This window comes from Hydrogenibacillus sp. N12 (assembly GCF_019645935.1).
Classification (GTDB): domain Bacteria; phylum Bacillota; class Bacilli; order Thermicanales; family DSM-22653; genus Hydrogenibacillus; species Hydrogenibacillus schlegelii.
Map to the genome: position 1 here is coordinate 161,781 of NZ_CP080953.1, position 18,164 is coordinate 179,944.

The window sequence follows — 18,164 nt, forward strand, 5'->3', positions numbered from 1 at the left end:
CCGCATGCGGCCCGGATGTGCCTAACGCCGCTCCATGAGCGCCAGCGCGGCGGTATAGGCGCTCCATCCGAGGACGCCGATCCCCGCCCCCATTTCGGCCCAAAAAGCCTGCCCGGTGAGAACGGACAGGGCGAACAGGCCCGCGGCCGCCGGGAAGGCGGCCATCCCGAACATCGCCGGCCGTGCCGGCATCATCTGCCGGGGCTTCGGCACCTGATCCGGGGTTTTCCAGATTTCCGGCCGGACGGCCGGGTCATAGCGGACCGACCAGCGCAGAAACGGGAGAATCCGAGCCAGATACGCGGCGATCGTCGTGGCGACGAAAGCCATCAGGTGAAATAAGACGGCGGCGAGAAAAAGAGGCGCTTCCTTCGTTCCGGACCGGACCGCCCAATCGGCCGCCAGCCAGCCGGCGGTCGCCGGGAGGCCGAGCAGAAAGCCGGCGACGATCCAAGGGATCGGCCAGTCGAGTTCCCGGCGCCTTCGGTTCCGGAGCGCCTGCAAGGCTCTGAAGGCGATAAGGCCGTAGGCGGTGAGGAACAGCACGCTGCCGACGACAAACGGGGCCGGCCGATCTCCGCCGATGACCAGCGCCAAAACGCCTGCGAACAGCCACGGCTCCGGCCGCGGCTTTCGGGCGAAGGGAGAGCTCCGGGACGAAACGAAGACGGAAAGCAACCGGGGCGAAAGAAGGCCGATCAAAGCCGTCATCGTTCCCAGAAGCCCGGCGGTGAGGTGGTGCGCGAAAAGGGCTTTTTCGTTCGGAACGATCCCCCACGCAAGGCGCAGGCCGTCGATTAAGGTCACGCCGAGCCAGAGGACGGGCCAGAGCGTGTACAGGGCGTCCCGTTTTCGTCGGGCGGTCCTGATGCTCCGGACGAGGTTGAGAAGCAAAATCGCGTAGGCCAGGGCGAGGAGCGCGCCGAAGCAGGCGACCGAACGACCGCCGGCGTGGGCAAATTGAAAAACGAGTCCGGCGGCCCCGAAGAGCGAAAAGCCGAGCTCCAGGCGGGCCAGTCCGACGTGGAACAGGGCTCCCTGAAAAAGAATGGGCGTCATCAAGAGAATGGCCCCCTGGATGACGTGAAGGGCAAAGCCGACGGTCAGAAGATGGACGGCGGCGAGCATAAGCGGAGAAAAGCGGTTGCCGGCGGCAAGGGCCTCGGAAGACATGCCGAGCAAGATCCAGGCGGCGCCAAAAAACCCCCATCCGGTCAGCATAAAGCGGCGCGTGAGGCGGAAGCGGAAAAGAAGCGCGCGGCCGGATCTTCGGGCAGCCCCCAAGGAATCTAAGTTCTGCATCGCGATCCCTTCCCTCGTCGCGAAAAGACCCGGGAAAAGCACGGGCTCTTACGCCGGTTTCGTCGGGAGTGACTTCGATTGGAAAGCGGCCGGCATCGCCATACGGCGCTCAAGCAATTCTTCCTCTTCAAGGATGTGCCGGAGGAACGGTTGGCGGAAATCGGCGAGCGCATGCGCGAACGGACGTTTGCAAAGCGCTCGATCATCTTTACGGAAGGGGAGGAGCAGAAGGACGTTTACTTCATCGTCGACGGCTGGGTGAAGGTCTACAAGATGGGCGGCCAGGGCAATGAACGAATCATTTCCATTTTGCAGAAGGGAGACATGTTTCCCCATATCGGGCTGCTCCAGCAAAGGCGCTATCCCGGGACGGCGGAAGCCCTGGAGGAGACGCTCGTCCTGTGGATGACCCGGGAGGCGTTGCGGACGTTGATCACGACCCATCAGGAGATCCAGCTTGCGCTTTGGGACATGCTGGAGAAAAAGATCAGCGACCTGCAGGCTCAGCTTTCCGCCGCCTTATCCGGGGAAGTGCGGCAAAGGCTCATGACCGTTCTGGTCCACCTTTCTCTGACCGACAACCAAAAAACGGGGGCCGCGATACGCCTGCCCTTGACCCATCAGGACCTTGCCTCCATGATCGGGACGACCCGGGAAACGGTCAATCGCGTCCTGAACGACCTGAAAAAAGAGCAACTGATCGACTACCGGCGCGGCGAAATCCGGCTGCTCAATGTAGCGGCGCTGAAACAAAAAATGGGGCAGGAGGTGTAAAGACCAGTGGCGCCGTCCGGTTATGACAAACCGAGTTTGCGCCGGGCTTCCCGGGACATCATCTCCGGCGACCACGGCGGGTTCCAGACCAGCTCCACCGTGACTTCCCGGATGCCGGGCTGAAGCTTGAGCAGGCGCTCTACTCCGCCGGCGATCGAATTGTGCAGCGGACATCCCGGAGTGGTCAGCGTCATCCGAATTCTCGCCCGACCGTCATCGATGCGAATCTCATAGACGAGACCGAGGTCGACAATATTCACGCCCAGTTCCGGATCGTAGACGTTTTTGAGCAGCTCGCGGATCTCGTCCGGCGTAACGGTTGGGGTTTGGAGCGGGCGAGGGGATGGACGGTGGCTCACGTCGGACATGGTCCGGATCCCTCCTCCAGCTGGAAGACTTTTACCGCCGAAGCACCCGGCCGAGCAGGAACACGTACGCCAAAAGGGCGGCCGACAAAAGCCCCTGGGAGACGGCAACCGACGCTGATAAAAACGCGCTCATCCCGGCCGACCGATGGGCCAGTCCGGTGTGGAGCGCATACAGAAAGAGGGCTGCCAGCAGCTGAAAATACGATTGATCTTCATCACTTTCTCGGATAAAATATACCCATGAAACTCAGCTAATGGGCCAAAAATCGCGGCATCACCTACAAGACGGCGTGGCGCTGGGTCAAAGAGGGCAAGAAGAAAGAGAGGTTGACGATGACCTGGTGCGCGACATGACCGAGGTCCTCACTTCCCTTGCCGCACGATTGTATGGCAAGCGTTCCCCGAGACGTCGGGCAAAAAAGGCGCTGGAGGCGCTTCAGCGTGAAGATCCATAGAGCCTACCGGTACGAGCTCGATCCTAACAAGGAACAACGCATCCTCCTCGCCAAGCACGCCGGGGCCGCCCGCTTCGCCTACAACTGGGGCCTCGCGCGATGGATCGAGATCTACGAAAAAGAAGGCCGCACGACAAATGCGATGGAGCTCCACCGGGAACTGAACCGCCTGAAGAAGACGGACTTCCCGTGGATGTACGAAGTGTCCAAATGGGCACCGCAGGAGGCGCTTCGGGACCTGGAAAAGGCGTTCCAAAACTTCTTCCGCGGGCGGAAGACCGGCCGGAAGATCGGCTATCCGAAGTTCCGCCGCAGACACGACCGGCGGGACAGTTTCCGGCTGGACAACAGTTCCGGCACGATTCGCCTGCTTCTGGACGGGAGTGACAGGCGTTATCCCGGAAAGGCGCGCCACATCGTGCTCCCTCGCATCGGCGCCGTGCGCCTGAAAGAGAAGCCCGTCCGCCGGAAGAAAGGCGGCGTAAAGCCCCGCTTCCCGCAGGGGCGCATCCTCCACGCCACCGTCAGCCGGGAGGCTGACCGCTGGTTTGTGAGCGTAACGGTGGAGGAAGAAATTCCGGATCCCACCCCTCCTAAGGGTCCGGCCGCCGGGATTGACCTCGGGCTCAATTCCTTCGCGACGAAGGCGGAAGAAGCCGGCGGCGTCACTCGAATCGAAGCGCCCAAGCCCCTCGCCAAAAGGCTCCGCCTCCTCCAAAGACGCCAGCGTGCCCACAGCCGGAAGGAAAAAGGTTCAAAGAACCGACAAAAATCGGCCCTTCGCCTGGCCCGGCTGCACCGGAAGATCCGGAACATTCGTCTGGACTTCCTCCACAAGCGCACGACCGAACTCGTCCGGACGCATCCGGTGATCGCGATCGAGGATTTGAACGTTGCCGGCATGCTGAAGAACGACCACCTGGCGCGGCCCATCGCCGACGTCGGCTGGGGCACCTTCCGGGCGCTCCTCGAAGCGAAAGCCAAACTTCGAGGCGTGCGGATCGTGAAGGCAGGGCGCTTTGAGCCGACGTCGAAGACGTGCCACGCCTGCGGCCACGTTCTGTCAGAACTCCCGCTTTCCGTCCGGGCGTGGACGTGTCCGGCGTGCGGCACGCATCACGATCGGGACGTGAATGCGGCCAAGAATCTGCTCAGGTTTGCCCTGACCGTGGCGTAAGACGGTCCTACCGTGAGTTCCACGGGAAGTCAAGCCTGTGGAGACGGGCTCTGCGGCGGAACGCGGCTGGCCGCGGTCTACGAGCACCCCGCCGAAGAAGCAGGAAGCAACCGGGGCGGTATTCCTTCGATGGAATATTTGTCCATGAGTTGCGGAACGGTGCTGAAGGTAAGGGCGAAGACGAGTCGAAGGAGACGCCTGGTCCAGGTCTCGTTTAAAAGCTGGTTCACCGTCGGCACCCGGCCTTGCCCCACCCGCTGACCATAGCGGGCGGTCCACCACAAAAAGGGAAAGATTTTGGAAAGATAAGCGAGGATCGTCAGGCCAACCCAACCGAGCAGATACGCGCCGATCATAAGCGCGACCCACCGGACGGCGGTCTCGTGTCCCGGCTTTTCCCGGAGGAGCCATCCGGAAAGCACAAGGATCAACAAGCTCAGCGCCGGCAAGAGAACGTTGAGGCGTACGGCCAGTTGAATTCCGGGACCGGGATTGTTCTTATTGCGGGCGCTTTGGATCTGGCGGACATGGAGGGCGTACCCCAGGCTCGCAAGCCCCAAAAGGAGCGGGCCGACAAGCCAGATGCGGCCCGGCCCGGCGATGAAAAAGGAGAACCCGCCGAAAAAGCCGCTCAAAAACCAGAGCGCGCTCGTCCACCGCCTGATCCCCAAAGGCACCCCATGGGCCAGAAAAAACATGCTGAGCAGCTTGTAACTAAACCCCGAGATCAAAAGCCCGAACCAGCCGACGCCGGCAAACCACATATGGGCGAGCAAAATAGGGGTGAGATGGGGCAGCTTGATCCATCCGGCGAGCGAAAGGCCCATCAGCCAGCCTAAGGTCGCCGCCATGACGAGAAAAAACGTTGCCCCCGCTACGGAAAAAATGACGGCGTCCCACTTCTTTGCCAGCCCCATGGTCATGCCCACATTGACCGCAAACAGGAGGACGCTGATCCAAACGAGTGTCGCAGCTAAAGCGATATCAGGCGGCCGGAAGTTCAAAAAGGCGACGAGGAGCAGGATCGTGCCCAGGGCAAAGAAGGCATAGTGGACAAATCCAAGCTTCCGGCTCCATATTTCCCGGCCGAGCACGACCGACAGCAACTGGTAGGTGGCTCCGAAGGCGATCATCAGCGCCCCGCCGAGCATGAAAAGATGCACGAAATAAAGGGCGCCGGGCGACTGAAGGTCCCTGAAGACCAAGGCCATGAGGGGCGTCCACGTCGAAACGGCATAGATCGCCGCACTCAAAAGACCGCTTACGAGAAACAAGAACGGCAGGGTGTACATGGCGTCCGTCTCCTTGCGTCTCCTTGTTTCACGGGTGGACGGGGGGTCGTTTGGTGATGATCACGACGGCACTGCCGTCCGGCTGCTCCTCGATTCGATAGGGATAACCCAGCTGATCGAGTTCTTCGAGGAGAAAAACGGGGACGCGGTCGTTATGAATGACGATCTGATCTCCGGGGTCGGCCCGCTCGAGGGCGGCCAGTGTGCGCATCATCGGAAGGGGCGGCTCAAGGCCCCGGTTGTCGAGGCGGATGACCGAAGGCGCTCCGGCCGTCCCCGAAGTCGGCAGCCCGCCTTTCGGATGCTTGACGGTTTCCGCTTCGGAAGCCGTCTCCGCGCCCCCGATCGGCGCTTTCTCGCCGGCTTCCGCGAGCGTTGTTTCGCCATCCGTCCCCGACTTGACGCGCGCCTTGTTTCGACTGAACGCGATCAGCCAGTGATCGCGCGCTTTTTTCTGGACCGAGTAGTGATATCCTTTTGCCCGCATGAGGCCGAGGAGCGGCGTCGGCTTGAACGTCGTATGCAATAGGAGGACATCGTCAGGTTCGAGCCTGGCGACGTGCTCCATGATGAGTTGAAACGGTTCCAGCTTTTTGCGGAGGTAGGGTCGGACGTCGAGCTCGATCGTATTGGCCATCGCGCCCACCTTTTCCATGAACGATTATCGTTCTCTTTAAGTTTACCCGGAACGCTTCCGGAGCTCTGTGACATGGCGCACATTCTTGAGCGTAAGAAGCGTGCGCAAGGGAATGAGGCCGATGACGGCCAGAAGGCCGCTGATGACGGCAAGCATCCCGTTGAGCCGCCCCCCGTCGACCGGGAAACCCGACCAGATGGCGAGCCCCCACAGAAAGAGCAGGAACACCATGGCGAAAGACAGGAACATGTAGGCGTAAACGAAACCGCGCGCCGATGGGGCGGGCGGCGTCGATAAGCCGGAGGTCGATCGGGCGGAGGGGGACGATCCGAGACGGTCGGCCACCAGCCCGAACCCAAAGAGGGACAAAAAAATGTAGGATGAGACGACGCCCAGTAAAGTTAAATGCAGGTAACCGATGATGATGGGACGGTTCGTCTCAATCATGGCCGCCACGATAGGGAACGAACCGATCCCTTCCAGCCCATACTTCATCATGATGGCTGCAACAAAATACAGAAACAACATGCGTAGCCAGGGGACGTGGAGCGACCGTAACATATGCGAAAACGTTTCACGCCAAAACAAAAACACGCCTAACCAAGAACCGAACGTTCCCAAGACGCCAAGGGCGATGAGCCATCCGGGCAGGTTCAAAAAGTGAATCTGCGGCAGGTAGGAAGGTAAAAATCCTGACATAAGAAGCAGCCAGGACAGTCTGAGACGCCGTTCATCCGGCGCAATCCCCTGTTCATGCAGGAATAACAGGAGCGTCCCGAGCAGGGAAAAGATCATCCAGCCATTGTATTGACTGTGCAGGTAAAAGTAAACGCCCGCGTGAAATAATCCTTCCCCGCCGATCTTTGCCGCCATCGATAGGGCAACCATGACGAGACCGACGGCTGAACTGACATAGAGAATGACGCCTGTTGATACGAACCGTACCGCCATACGACTCGTTTTTGAAACCGTGTGATGGCGGAAGTAGAGGATCGCAAACCATACGGACAAAACAACGGATAAGGTCGAAAAGGCGATCGAAATCGGGCCATAGGCCTGTGCCAGGAAGGCCAGGACAAGACCGGAATTGATGAACCACAGCGACCAGAAAAAGGGCTTGAATGCATAGAGGCGTTCACCTTGCTCAGGAAAGGAAAAAAAGATGATCAGGGCCATCAAGGCAACATTGGCCCAACCTAAAAAGGCGATGTGAGAGTGTGCATGAAGCAAGTGGATGTATGGAAGATCAGGGAACAGCGGGAAAATGAGTTTGAGGCGGAGGATCGTCCCCAGTGTGCTGAGAACGAGATAGAAAAAAAGCGCCTGAATCATCAACCGTCGCACCATCTGCGATGCCCTCCCTTCCAGTGGTGGGGTTTTTGCCGGCCCGGAAGGCCGGCTTTTGACCGGGTCCCGGGATGCGGCGGGCCCCGTCATCCGATCGGAACCGGGGAAGGCCGCATCAGCCCCAGAGGCGCGGCTTTCCGATCATGAAGCCCATGATGAGAAACAGGACACCGAGATAAAGAAAGAGCGCCCGCCGAAGCCGCCGCTCGGCGCGGGCGACGTCGATCTGTCCCGCTTCCAGCGCTCTGAGCGTCGGCGAAAACGCCCGGGCGAGGAAGAAGAGCGCGGCAAGCAGAATGGCGACCGAGGCGACGAGCCAGGGAGTGTTGAGCGGAAACCGCCCGACGATCCAAAGGAGCACGCCGGTGGCCACGAGAAGGTGGCCGGCGTGTTTTGAGACGCGGACGGCGAAATGAAAATCGTCGAGCCGCACCCGGCGGGCCTGGGGATCGTCGTCCCGGAGGCGCCGAAGATGCGGGATGAGGACCGCGTACGGACCGATGGAAAAAATGACGCTTGCGATGTGGAGATACAGCAGGGTGGCATAGACCGTTCGCATCGGCTCCCCCGTTCCTCCGTGAAGGCCCGTTTGCCGGACGCGCCGTCGATATCGGCATAACTCCCGCCCATAGTATAACTCCGGTTCTATTCGGAAAGTGTGACGGCCGTCACTTTCTCGGGGGCGAAAGCCCCGAGCCCGAAACGGCCCGCGCCCGGGGTCGAGCGCCGCCGGGGGCCGGGCGGTCAAGCTCTTTTTCGCCCGCCCCGTTCGCCGCGATTTTCGGGCCCCTTGATCGTCCCCTCCGGTCGTGCTATCATGGGGATGCCGCGTGTGCCCGTAGCTCAGTCGGACAGAGCGTCTGACTACGAATCAGAAGGTCGGGGGTTCGAATCCCTCCGGGCACGCCACGGTCGGGATTTAGCTCAGTTTGGTAGAGCGCCTGCTTTGGGAGCAGGAGGCCACAGGTTCGAGTCCTGTAATCCCGACCACCCTGATGAAGACTTTTGAAGACTTTCGCCGCCGCGGCTTCGGCCGCGGTTTTTCCATGGCCGAAAAAACCGCGCCGGCCGAGGAGCCGGGAGTGAATGAATATACCGAGTTCTGCGAGATTGAGCCGCCGCCCCGCGCCTTTTACACTGGAAAGCGGGCAGGGGTCAAACCGCCCAAAACGGCGGATCCAAAAACGAGGAGAAGGCCGCTTCAAAAAAGGCGAACCGGCGGCCGATTGCGAAAGGCGCGGAGGGATGACGATGGATGTGGCCATCATCGGCGGGCGCCTCGACCTCGGCGCCGGACGACGCGGGGTCGAGATGGGGCCGGCGGCGATCCGCACCGCCGGCCTTCGAGAACATCTCGTCCGGCTCGGCCACCGGATCGTCGCCGACGAAGACGTCGCGCTGCCGGAGGGGGTGCCGGTCGACGTCGGCGATCCGACGGTGAAGTACGCCGACGCGGTCGCAGCCGTCGCGGCGCGGCTTTCCGAAACGGTGCGGGAACATCTCGTCGCCGGGGCCGTCCCGGTCGTCCTGGGGGGCGATCATTCGCTCGCCATCGGCTCGATCGCCGGCGCCGCGGCCGCCGCCGGCGGCCGCCTCGGGGTCATCTGGATCGACGCCCACGGCGACGTCAACACGCCGGAGACGACGCCGTCGGGCAACATCCACGGCATGCCGCTCGCCGTCGCCCTCGGCTACGGCGATGCGCGCCTCGTCGCCGTCGGCGGGCCGGGCGCCAAGGTGCGCCCGGAGGCGGTCGTGATGCTCGGTTTACGAGATCTCGATCCCGGGGAAAAGGCGTTCATCCGCCGCCTCGGCCTTCAGGCGTACACGATGCACGACATCGACCGCTACGGCATGAGCGCCGTGCTGGAGCGGGCGCTTTCGGCCCTGCCGCCGGTGGAGGCGCTTCACGTGAGCCTCGATCTCGATGCCCTCGACCCGAGCGACGCGCCGGGCGTCGGGACGCCGGTCCCCGGCGGCATCACGTACCGGGAGGCGCACCTCGCGATGGAGATGCTCTATGAGACGGGGCTCGTCCGCTCGGTCGACGTCGTGGAGGTCAACCCCATCCTGGACGAGCGGAACCGGACCGCCATTGCCGCGGTGCGGCTCGTCGGCTCGCTCCTCGGCGATCGCCTGCTGTAACCGGCGGGCGGCCGACATCGCGGCGCCCGAGCGACGGGCGCCGGCCCTTTTGGCCAAAGCGGCGCCCAAACGGCTGCCCGGATCTGCTACAATGCAGTCGTGTCGGAAGTTCGACCCTCGCCGAAGGGCGGGACGATCGCCAGACGGGGCTCTGGGCGGAAGAGACGGTAGGCGAAACCTCGGTGCGCCGGCGTGGCGACGAGCGGCGGGCGCGACCGGCCGGGCGGAGGAGACGGGTGTGTCGATCGGGTGGCTCAAAGATCTCTGGTTCGGGTACGTGAAAGACGCCGTAGACATCGTCCTGGTGGCGGCGGTCATCTACTATCTCATCCTCCTCGTCCGCGGCACCCGGGCGATGCAGCTGGTGAAGGGGCTCGTCGTCATCGTCGGCATCTGGCTTGTAAGCAGCGTCCTCGGGCTATCGACGCTCCGCTGGCTCGTCTCCCAGGCCTTCAGCCTGGGCGTCGTGGCGGTGCTCGTCCTTTTTCAACCGGAACTCCGCCGGGCCCTCGAGCACCTCGGCAGCGGGCAGATGTTTCGCCGGCGGGGCTTTCGCCGGGAAGGCGCCGTCGGCGAGGAGACCGTCGAGGCGATCCTTCAGGCCGCCGACTACCTGTCCAAGCGGCGGATCGGCGCCCTCATCGCCGTCGAACGGGACGTCGGCCTCAAAGAGTACATCGAAACCGGCGTTCCGCTCGGAGCAACGGTGACGAAGGAGCTCTTGATTCAGCTCTTCATCCCCAACACCCCGCTCCACGACGGCGCCGCGATCATCGTCGGCGACGCCGTCGCCGCCGCTTCCTGTTATCTGCCGCTTACGGAAAATCCGGCCATCCACCAATCCCTCGGCACCCGACACCGGGCGGCGATCGGTCTGAGCGAGGCGACCGACGCCGTCGTCGTCGTCGTCTCGGAAGAGACGGGGGACGTCTCGGTCGCCGTCGGCGGCCACCTCGCCCGGGGGCTCGGGGCCGAGGCGCTCAGGGCGCTCCTCATGGAAACGTTTGAGCTGGGCGACGATAAGCGGGCGGAACGCCGCTTTGCGTCCTGGGGCTGGAGGAAACGCGATGGATAAGTGGCTGGCGAACAACACCGTCGCCAAAGGCGTCGCCCTTGCCGTCGCCTTCATGCTTTGGTTTATCCTCCACACCGACTTCGGCGGCCGGACGGCGGAGGCGCCGCCGGTCTACGGCGAGCGGTGGCTGTACGACGTGCCGGTTCGGGTGCTCCATGACGACGGCGCCGAGGCGGAGGCGAAGCCGGAGCGGGTAAAAGTCCGGCTCTTCGGCACCGCCCAGGCGATGGAAGCGGTGCGGGCGGCGGACGTCGTCGCCGTCGCCGACGTCCGGGGCCGATCGACCGGCCGCCACGCCGTTTCGCTCCTCGTGGCGGGCCTTCCGCCGGGCGTCGTCGGGACGAGCGATCCCCGGACGGTGCAGGTGAACGTTGTCCGCCAGGGGGAGGCGCGCCTCCCCGTCGCCGTCCGCCTCGGCCGGCCGGAGGCGCCGGAAGCGTGGAAGGCCCTCCCGCCGGACGCCCGGGTGACGGTGACGCCTTCGGAGGTGCGCCTTTCGGGGCCGGAATCGGCCGTGCGGGCGGCCAAGGGCGCCTATGCGCTCCTTCCGCCGGAGCGGTGGCCGGAAGCCGAGGCCCAAGGGCGGCTTGGCGGGGTGGAGGCGCCGCTCGTCGCGGTCGACGCCGAAGGCCGCCCGCTTTCCCTCCGGCTCGAACCGGCGGCGGTCCGGCTTGACGTCGTCCTCGGGACGGTGACGGCCGTGCTTCCGGTGGAGCTTCAGCTCACCGGGGCGCCGGCGGACGGCTATCAGGTGCTCGCCGTCCGGGTGACGCCGGCGACGGTTCGGGTCAAAGGGTCGCCCGAGGTCCTGGCGAAGCTGAAAACCGTCCCGGCCGGGCCGCTTTCGATCGCCGGCGCCCGCGCGGACGTCGTCGCCAAGGTGCCCCTCCACCTGCCGCCGGGGGTGGCGTCCGCCGACGGGTCTCAAGTGGAGGCGGCGGTCGGCATCGGCCCCCGGGAAGGGGAGGCGACGTTTACCGTTCCGCTCAAGGCGCCGGCGCCGCCGGGCCACACCGTCGTCGTGCAGGGCGACGTCCAGTCGGTGGAGATCGTCGTGCGGGGAGACCCGTCGGCGGTTCAGGCGATCCGGCCGGAGGCGCTTCGGGCGATCCTCCCGACCGCCGGCCTTTCTGCCGGGTCGTACACGCTGGCGCCGGCGATTGATCTGCCGCCGGGGGTGACGCTCGTCCGGATGACGCCGCCGGCGGTCGACGTCGAGATCCGGCCGGCGCCGGAAGCGGCCGAACCGGCCGTTCCGGCCTCCGGAGAGGGGAGCGACGGATCGCGGCGGCCATAAGCGGGCGGAAGGCGGGAGAGCCGGAAGCGAAACACGGTGAAGGAGTGACGAAAATGGGGCGATATTTTGGCACGGACGGCATCCGGGGCGTCGCCGGGCGGGAGCTTTCGGCGGCCTTTGCCCTGTCCGTCGGTCAGGCGGCGGGGACGGTGCTCGCCGCTCACGGGCGCCGGCCGAAAGTCGTCGTCGGGCGGGATCCCCGTCTTTCCGGGGAGATGCTCGAAGCGGCGCTCGTGGCGGGGCTCATGGCCGCCGGCGCCGACGTCGTCCGCCTCGGCGTTATGCCGACGCCGGGGGTGGCGTACCTCACCAAAGCCCTCGGCGCCGATGCCGGGGCGGTCATTTCCGCCTCTCACAATCCGGTGGAGGACAACGGAATCAAATTTTTCGGTCCCGACGGCTTTAAGCTGTCCGATGAGGACGAAGCGGCGATCGAGGTGCTGTTGGACGGCGATCCGGACCGGCGGGCGGCGCGGTCGGGGCTTGAGATCGGCCGGGCGATCGACCACTTCGAAGGGGGCCAGAAGTACCTCGCCTTTTTAAAAAGCGCCGCCGAGACGTCGCTCGAGGGGCTCACGGTCGTCATCGACTGCGCCAACGGCGCCGCGAGCCCGTACGCCGCCCGGCTGTTCGTGGACCTTGGCGCCGAGGTGAAGACGATCTTTTGCCAGCCGGACGGAACGAACATCAACGTCGGCTGCGGTTCGACGCAGCCGGAGGCGCTGGCGAAGGAGGTCGTCCGACTCGGGGCCGACGTCGGGCTCGCCTTCGACGGCGACGCCGACCGGCTGATCGCCGTCGATGAGACGGGCGAGATCGTCGACGGCGACTATCTCCTGTCGACGTTTGGCCTGCTTTGGAAAGAGGCCGGCCGGCTTTCGGGCGACACGATCGTTTCGACGGTGATGGCGAACTACGGCCTGGTGAAGTTCCTGGAGCGGCACGGGATTCGGCTCCTCATGACGCGCGTCGGCGACCGGTACGTCGTCGAAGCGATGCGGGAAGGCGGATACGTCCTCGGCGGAGAGCAGTCGGGGCACCTCGTCTTTCTCGACCGGGCGACGACCGGCGACGGGCTTTTGACCGCGGTGCTCCTCCTCGGCGCCCTCAAGCGCGCCGGAAAGCCCCTTTCGGCTTTCGCCCGGACATGGGAAAAGTATCCGCAGGTGCTGAAAAACGTCCGCGTCCGGTCGAAAGAGGGCTGGGAGGAGGAGCCGGCGATCCGGGAGGCGATCGCCGCCGCCGAGGCGGCCCTCGCCGGGGCGGGGCGGATCGTCGTCCGGCCGAGCGGGACGGAGCCTCTCATCCGGGTGATGGTCGAGGCGCCGGCGCCGGAGCAGGCCGAGGCGATCGCCGCCCAGGTCGCCGAGGCGATCGCCCGCGTTCGGGGGGAGTCGGTCGGCTGATGGGGCGGCCGGGTCCGGGCCGAGGCGATCGGTGGATTCGGCCGGCCGGGGGGAGGCGGTCGGTTGATTCGGCCGGCCGGGTGTGGTAAGGTGAAGGTACGATCACAGGCGCCTGGGCCGTCCCGCTTCGGCCGCCCGCCCCGGTGCCCCTTTGGGAGGGATGGCGATGAAACTCGATTGGATCGAAGCGAAGCTCAAGGAATGGGGCGAGGTCATCCTCCGCCTGGATTCTGGGGAGACGCTGGAACTTCACCTCGGCGACACGACGTTCGATCACGCGAACAACCTCATCCACTTTCGAAGCGGCGATGCCATCTATTATGTCGACGCTGAAAAGGTGGAAAGTCTCAAGATGCATCTGAGCCATTTTGACGCATAAGGTCGGGCCGGTACCGCGTTCGGCGCGTCGACCTTCGGCCCCTTCGGCCGGGCGCAAAATCGGCCTTCGGGCCGTCGGCCGGGGCGCCGTTCGATCGACCCGTTTTTTCGGCCTCGGTGCTTTATTTGCGCCGGGGTGTTTTTTTGTCGCAGAGGGTTGTCATTCGACCGGGAATGTTTATAATAACGGTGGTCCAGCACGACCGGGGAGGTGAGCCGGGGCGTTGGTCGAACCGATCATCCGCTTCGTCGAGGTGACGAAGCAGTACGACGTCGACCCGCCGGTGCTAAAGGGCGTGAGCTTCGAACTGGAACGCGGAAAATTTTACACCCTCCTCGGCCCGTCCGGCTGCGGCAAGACGACGATCCTTCGCCTGATCGCGGGGTTTACGAAGCCGACGTCGGGCGATATTTATTTTCACGGCCGCCGGATCAACGACGTGCCGCCGAACCGGCGCCGGGTGAACACCGTGTTTCAGGATTACGCCCTCTTTCCGCACCTCGACGTGTTTGAAAACGTCGCCTTCGGCCTTCGGATCCAACGGCTCAAGGCGGCGGAGATCGAGCGAAAGGTCGCCGAGGCGCTCAAATTCGTCAACCTGAGCGGCTATGAGCGGCGGAAGATCTCGGAACTTTCCGGCGGTCAGCGACAGCGGGTGGCCATTGCCCGGGCGATCGTCATGGAGCCGGAGGTGCTCCTGCTGGACGAGCCGCTGTCCGCCCTGGACTTAAAGCTCAGAAAAGCGATGCAGTACGAGCTTCGGGATCTGCAGCGGCGTCTCGGCATCACGTTCGTCTTCGTCACCCACGACCAGGAAGAAGCGCTTACGATGAGCGATGAGATTTTCGTGCTGAACGAAGGCCGGATCGAGCAGCGGGGGACGCCGAAGGAGATCTACGACGAGCCGAAGACGCGCTTCGTCGCGGAGTTCATCGGCGAGTCGAACATCGTTCCGGGGCGGATGGTCGCCGACTACCGGGTCGCCTTTGCCGGGACGGTGTTCGACTGCGTGGACCGGGGCTTTCGGCCTCATGAACCGGTCGACGTCGTCATTCGGCCGGAAGATCTGGAGCTCGTCCCGCCGGAGCGGGGCAAGCTGAAGGTGCGGATCGAATCGGTCCTCTTCCTCGGCGTCCATTACGAGATGATCGGCGTCGACGAGGCGGGGAATCGCTGGCTCGTCCACTCGACCCGGCGGGCCCAGCCCGGCGAGGCGGTCGGCCTCGACTTCGATCCGGAAGACATCCACGTCATGCGCCGGCCGGACGGGGCCCTGCCGGATCGGTCCACAGACGACGGGGCGGACGATCCGGAGCGTCCGGAGCGGGAGGAGCCGGCCTGGACGGCGCCGCCGCGCAAAGGGGCGGCCACGTGATCGGCGCGGGCGGCGTTTTGAACCCGCCCGGCGGCCTTTCCGGCCGCATCCGGCATGCGGCGCCGTCTCGGCGGTCGGTCGCCGGACGGAAGGACGGCGCGTCCGTTAGGGAGGCTCGAGGCGGGGACCGTGCGGGCGAGCCCGAAAAAACACGCGGACGCACCGGGCGGGACACCTGAACCGAGACCCCGGTTCCTGGAAGGAGGTGACGACCTGGTTCGGAGGGGTCCCGGCCTGAGATTCAGGGGGTTTTGCGAACCAGGTCAGAGATGGGCACGGCGCTCCGCTGGCTGCTTTTCGTTCCGTATGGGGCATGGCTTCTTATTTTTGTCCTTCTCCCCCTCGGGCTCGTCGTCGTCACTTCCTTTCGCGACATCGACGGCGCCTGGACCCTCGCGAATTATGAGCGGTTTTTGACGCCGACGTATCTCGCCATGGCCGGGACGTCGGTCGGGTATGCGTTTCTCATCACCGTCATCACGCTGGCGGTCGCCTATCCGGCGGCGTATCTCCTCACCCGCACCCGGCAGAAGGCATTCTGGCTCATCTTCCTCATCCTTCCGTCGTGGGTCAATCTGCTCCTGAAGACGTACGCTTTCCTCGGACTCCTGGCCCTTCACGGGCCGGTGAACGCCCTTTTCCTCGCCGCCGGCCTTCCGGAGCGGCCGCTTCTGTTTACGGATTTCAGCTTTCTGCTCGTGAGCATTTATATTTTCATCCCCTTCATGATCCTGCCCATCTTCAACGCCATCGAGGAGATTCCGCCGGGGCTCATCGAGGCGGCTCGGGACCTCGGCGCCGGGCGGTGGGACGTCTTCCGGCGGGTGATCTGGCCGCTTTCGTTAGACGGCGTCCGGGCGGGCGTGCAGGCGGTGTTCATTCCGGCGCTGTCCCTCTTTATGATCACGCGCCTCATCGCCGGAAACCGGGTGATCACCCTCGGGACGGCGATCGAAGAGCATTTTCTCGTCACGCAGGACTGGGGCATGGGGGCGACGATCGCCGTCATGCTCGTCGTGATGATGGCGGCGGTGATGGCCGTCGTCGGCCGGAAGGGGGAACGGACGTGATTCGGGGCGCGCCTCCGGGAAAGCCGCCGGCGCCGGCGGAAGGCGGCCTCGGCTGGCTCGGCCGGCTGTATCTGATCGCCGTCTTCCTCGTGCTGTATGCGCCGATCGGGTATCTTTTTCTCTTTTCCTTCAACGAAGGCGGGCAGATGGTCCGCTTCACCGGCTGGACGCTCGAGTGGTATCGGGCGATCGCCGACGACAAGCGGCTCATCGCCATCGTCCTCACCACCGTCCTCATCGCCCTTCTTTCGTCGGCGGCGGCGACGGCCGTCGGCACCCTCGGGGCCATCGGGCTTTACGAGCTCCGGCGGCGGACGCGAGACGTGCTTTTGGTGCTCAACAACGTCCATCTGGTGAGCTCCGACGTCGTGATCGGCGCTTCGTTTCTCCTCCTCTTTACCGCCCTCGGCCTGCGCCTCGGCTTTACGTCGGTGCTCCTTTCCCACATCGCCTTTTCCATCCCGATCGTCGTGCTCATGGTGCTGCCCAAGCTGTACGAGATGCCGCCGACGCTTCTCGACGCCGCCCGGGACCTCGGGGCGGGGCCGCTGGACGTGCTGCGCCGGGTGATCCTTCCGTACATCTCTCCGGGCGTGCTGGCGGGCTTTTTCATGGCGCTCACGTATTCGCTGGACGATTTTGCGGTGACGTTCTTCGTCACCGGAAGCGGCTTTTCGACCCTGTCGGTCGAGATCTACTCCCGGGCCCGCCGCGGGATTTCGCTCGAGATCAACGCCCTGTCGGTGCTCCTTTTCATCGTGACGCTTCTTTTTGCCGCCGGGTACGCCGTCATCTCCCGGCACGGGGCGAAAATCCGGGGGGTGTTCGTCCGGCGATGAGGGCGATCGCAGGGCTGTACGGGTTTGTCGCCGCCGCGGCGCTTTTTCTCTGGGGCGTCCTCGCCGGCCTCGAGCACGCCGCCGGCGGGCCGGCGGACCGAACGCTCATCGTCTTCAACTGGGGCGATTACATCGATCCGGCCCTGCTTCAGGCGTTCGAAGCGGAGACGGGCATCCGGGTCGTCCTCGAGACGTTCGACTCCAACGAAGCGATGCTGGCGAAGATCCGCCAGGGCGGGACGCCGTACGACGTCGCCGTGCCGTCGGAGTACGCCTTAAGCCGCATGATCGCCGAAGGGCTCGTCCGACCGCTCGATCCCGCGCTCCTTCCGAATCTGAAGAACCTGGACCCCCGGTTTTTGAACCTGCCGTTCGATCCCGGGAACCGCTATTCGGTGCCGTATTTTTGGGGGACGGTCGGCATCGCCTACAACCGGGAGGCCCTCGGCGAGGGGGCGATCCGAAGCTGGAACGACTTGTGGGATCCGCGCTTTCGGGACAGCATTCTCCTCATCGACGGGGTGCGGGAGGTGATCGGGCTCGGGCTTCAGAGCCTCGGCTACAGCCTGAACGACACCGATCCGGTGCACCTCGCCGAGGCGAAGGCCCGGCTGGACGCCTTGAAGCCGAACGTCCGGGCGATCGTCGGCGACGAGATCAAGTTCCTCCTCGCCGGGGAGGAGGCGCCGATCGGCGTCGTCTGGAGCGGCGATGCAGCGGAGGTGATCGACGAAAACGACGCCTTCGACTACGTCATCCCCGAAGAGGGATCGAACCTCTGGTTCGACAACCTCGTCATCCCGACGACGGCCCGCAACGTCGCCGGAGCGCACGCGTTCATCAACTTTCTTCTCGATGCCGAGGTGGCGGCGCAAAACACCGAATACATCCTCTACAGCACGCCGAACCGGGCGGCCATGGCGCTCCTTCCGCCGGAGATCCGTGACGATCGACGTTTTTATCCCGACGACGCGACGCTCCGGCGCCTCGAGGTGTACCGGGACCTCGGCCGGCGGACGCTCGCCGCCTACAGCGAGCTCTATATGGCGTTTAAGATGCACCGGAAGTAGGGTCCGCCGACCGGTGAAAAGGGCCGGCGGAAGGGGGCGGCGAAAAGACCGGCGAAAGGGGAGCAAGTTCGCCGTGGCGCCGGACACGGCGCCGGATGAAAATAGGCTGAAAATCAGTGAAATCCCCTTGCCAAGCCGTTCGCGGCGGAGTATGAT

General features: G+C 64.4%; 17 protein-coding genes, 2 tRNA genes and 1 pseudogene. 14 read left to right on the forward strand and 6 right to left on the reverse strand.

What is annotated here, in order from left to right; all coding sequences use genetic code 11:
* Positions 1-21 precede the first annotated feature (21 nt).
* Complete coding sequence (locus tag K2M58_RS00920; RefSeq protein WP_220677907.1) at positions 22-1,302, reverse strand: hypothetical protein; 1,281 nt, start codon at positions 1,300-1,302, stop codon at positions 22-24.
* A 78-nt stretch (positions 1,303-1,380) separates the two neighbouring features.
* Here K2M58_RS00920 and K2M58_RS00925 point away from each other — a divergent pair, with 78 nt between their 5' ends.
* Positions 1,381-2,076, forward strand: coding sequence for a Crp/Fnr family transcriptional regulator (locus tag K2M58_RS00925; RefSeq protein ID WP_220677908.1), 696 nt, complete (start codon positions 1,381-1,383; stop codon positions 2,074-2,076).
* Positions 2,077-2,096: 20 nt separating this feature from the next.
* Here the strand turns inward: K2M58_RS00925 and K2M58_RS00930 are convergent, their stop codons facing one another.
* Positions 2,097-2,444 (reverse strand): metal-sulfur cluster assembly factor, encoded by a 348-nt coding sequence (locus K2M58_RS00930; protein ID WP_220677909.1) that lies wholly within the window; start codon positions 2,442-2,444, stop codon positions 2,097-2,099.
* Positions 2,445-2,773: 329 nt separating this feature from the next.
* Here K2M58_RS00930 and K2M58_RS00935 point away from each other — a divergent pair.
* Together K2M58_RS00935 and K2M58_RS00940 are read left to right on the forward strand one after the other, a co-directional pair.
* Positions 2,774-2,899 (forward strand): annotated as a pseudogene (locus K2M58_RS00935) (IS607 family transposase); the annotation flags it as partial.
* Positions 2,886-4,076, forward strand: a complete 1,191-nt coding sequence (locus K2M58_RS00940) for an RNA-guided endonuclease InsQ/TnpB family protein (protein WP_220677910.1) — start codon at positions 2,886-2,888, stop codon at positions 4,074-4,076. The pseudogene K2M58_RS00935 and the gene K2M58_RS00940, both read left to right, overlap by 14 nt.
* Positions 4,077-4,153: 77 nt before the next feature.
* Here K2M58_RS00940 and K2M58_RS00945 read toward each other — a convergent pair whose 3' ends face one another.
* From K2M58_RS00945 to K2M58_RS00960, 4 genes are all read right to left on the reverse strand, one after another.
* Entirely contained in the window at positions 4,154-5,368 is a 1,215-nt protein-coding gene (locus tag K2M58_RS00945) for a cbb3-type cytochrome c oxidase subunit I (RefSeq protein ID WP_220677911.1), read from the reverse strand.
* Positions 5,369-5,396: 28 nt separating this feature from the next.
* Positions 5,397-6,023 (reverse strand): DUF2249 domain-containing protein, encoded by a 627-nt coding sequence (locus K2M58_RS00950; RefSeq protein WP_252393495.1) that lies wholly within the window; start codon positions 6,021-6,023, stop codon positions 5,397-5,399.
* A 24-nt stretch (positions 6,024-6,047) separates the two neighbouring features.
* Positions 6,048-7,352, reverse strand: coding sequence for a hypothetical protein (locus K2M58_RS00955; protein ID WP_220677912.1), 1,305 nt, complete (start codon positions 7,350-7,352; stop codon positions 6,048-6,050).
* A gap of 115 nt (positions 7,353-7,467) precedes the next feature.
* On the reverse strand, positions 7,468-7,911 hold the full coding sequence (locus K2M58_RS00960) for a hypothetical protein (RefSeq protein WP_220677913.1): 444 nt from the start codon (positions 7,909-7,911) through the stop codon (positions 7,468-7,470).
* Positions 7,912-8,184: 273 nt separating this feature from the next.
* On the opposite strand from K2M58_RS00960, the gene K2M58_RS00965 reads away from it, so the two are divergent.
* The 11 genes from K2M58_RS00965 (at position 8,185) to K2M58_RS01015 (ending at position 18,008) form a co-directional block, all read left to right on the forward strand.
* Positions 8,185-8,261 (forward strand) — tRNA-Arg (locus K2M58_RS00965).
* A gap of 4 nt (positions 8,262-8,265) precedes the next feature.
* Positions 8,266-8,342 (forward strand) — tRNA-Pro (locus K2M58_RS00970).
* A 261-nt stretch (positions 8,343-8,603) separates the two neighbouring features.
* The gene (rocF, locus tag K2M58_RS00975) at positions 8,604-9,497 is read left to right on the forward strand and encodes an arginase (protein ID WP_220678740.1); all 894 of its coding nucleotides are present in this window, start codon (positions 8,604-8,606) and stop codon (positions 9,495-9,497) included.
* A gap of 238 nt (positions 9,498-9,735) precedes the next feature.
* Positions 9,736-10,572, forward strand: coding sequence for a diadenylate cyclase CdaA (gene cdaA / locus K2M58_RS00980; RefSeq protein WP_245637670.1), 837 nt, complete (start codon positions 9,736-9,738; stop codon positions 10,570-10,572).
* Entirely contained in the window at positions 10,565-11,869 is a 1,305-nt protein-coding gene (locus K2M58_RS00985; RefSeq protein ID WP_220677914.1) for a CdaR family protein, read from the forward strand. The genes cdaA and K2M58_RS00985 overlap by 8 nt, the downstream gene beginning before the upstream one ends.
* Positions 11,870-11,922: 53 nt before the next feature.
* Positions 11,923-13,275: a phosphoglucosamine mutase gene (glmM, locus tag K2M58_RS00990; RefSeq protein ID WP_066201023.1), complete on the forward strand. Its 1,353-nt coding sequence runs from the start codon at positions 11,923-11,925 to the stop codon at positions 13,273-13,275.
* 166 nt (positions 13,276-13,441) lie between these two features.
* Positions 13,442-13,654 carry a hypothetical protein gene (locus K2M58_RS00995; RefSeq protein ID WP_066201025.1) on the forward strand — a complete coding sequence of 71 codons (213 nt, stop codon included), beginning with the start codon at positions 13,442-13,444 and terminating at the stop codon, positions 13,652-13,654.
* 223 nt (positions 13,655-13,877) lie between these two features.
* Complete coding sequence (locus K2M58_RS01000) at positions 13,878-15,029, forward strand: ABC transporter ATP-binding protein (RefSeq protein WP_220677915.1); 1,152 nt, start codon at positions 13,878-13,880, stop codon at positions 15,027-15,029.
* A gap of 269 nt (positions 15,030-15,298) precedes the next feature.
* Positions 15,299-16,099, forward strand: coding sequence for an ABC transporter permease (locus K2M58_RS01005; protein ID WP_220677916.1), 801 nt, complete (start codon positions 15,299-15,301; stop codon positions 16,097-16,099).
* Between the two features lie 65 nt (positions 16,100-16,164).
* The gene (locus K2M58_RS01010) at positions 16,165-16,938 is read left to right on the forward strand and encodes an ABC transporter permease (RefSeq protein WP_252393559.1); all 774 of its coding nucleotides are present in this window, start codon (positions 16,165-16,167) and stop codon (positions 16,936-16,938) included.
* Positions 16,935-18,008 carry an ABC transporter substrate-binding protein gene (locus K2M58_RS01015; protein ID WP_220677917.1) on the forward strand — a complete coding sequence of 358 codons (1,074 nt, stop codon included), beginning with the start codon at positions 16,935-16,937 and terminating at the stop codon, positions 18,006-18,008. The genes K2M58_RS01010 and K2M58_RS01015 overlap by 4 nt, the downstream gene beginning before the upstream one ends.
* Positions 18,009-18,164: the final 156 nt, after the last annotated feature.

Coding starts and splice junctions, on each gene's coding strand:
- K2M58_RS00955 (WP_220677912.1), bottom strand. CDS start 7,352: ATGGTGCGACGGTTGATGATTCAGGCGCTTTTTTTCTATCTCGTTCTC.
- K2M58_RS01015 (WP_220677917.1), top strand. CDS start 16,935: ATGAGGGCGATCGCAGGGCTGTACGGGTTTGTCGCCGCCGCGGCGCTT.
- K2M58_RS00930 (WP_220677909.1), bottom strand. CDS start 2,444: ATGTCCGACGTGAGCCACCGTCCATCCCCTCGCCCGCTCCAAACCCCA.
- K2M58_RS00995 (WP_066201025.1), top strand. CDS start 13,442: ATGAAACTCGATTGGATCGAAGCGAAGCTCAAGGAATGGGGCGAGGTC.
- K2M58_RS00945 (WP_220677911.1), bottom strand. CDS start 5,368: ATGTACACCCTGCCGTTCTTGTTTCTCGTAAGCGGTCTTTTGAGTGCG.
- K2M58_RS00920 (WP_220677907.1), bottom strand. CDS start 1,302: ATGCAGAACTTAGATTCCTTGGGGGCTGCCCGAAGATCCGGCCGCGCG.
- glmM (WP_066201023.1), top strand. CDS start 11,923: ATGGGGCGATATTTTGGCACGGACGGCATCCGGGGCGTCGCCGGGCGG.
- rocF (WP_220678740.1), top strand. CDS start 8,604: ATGGATGTGGCCATCATCGGCGGGCGCCTCGACCTCGGCGCCGGACGA.
- K2M58_RS01005 (WP_220677916.1), top strand. CDS start 15,299: ATGGGCACGGCGCTCCGCTGGCTGCTTTTCGTTCCGTATGGGGCATGG.
- K2M58_RS00960 (WP_220677913.1), bottom strand. CDS start 7,911: ATGCGAACGGTCTATGCCACCCTGCTGTATCTCCACATCGCAAGCGTC.
- K2M58_RS00950 (WP_252393495.1), bottom strand. CDS start 6,023: ATGGAAAAGGTGGGCGCGATGGCCAATACGATCGAGCTCGACGTCCGA.
- K2M58_RS00985 (WP_220677914.1), top strand. CDS start 10,565: ATGGATAAGTGGCTGGCGAACAACACCGTCGCCAAAGGCGTCGCCCTT.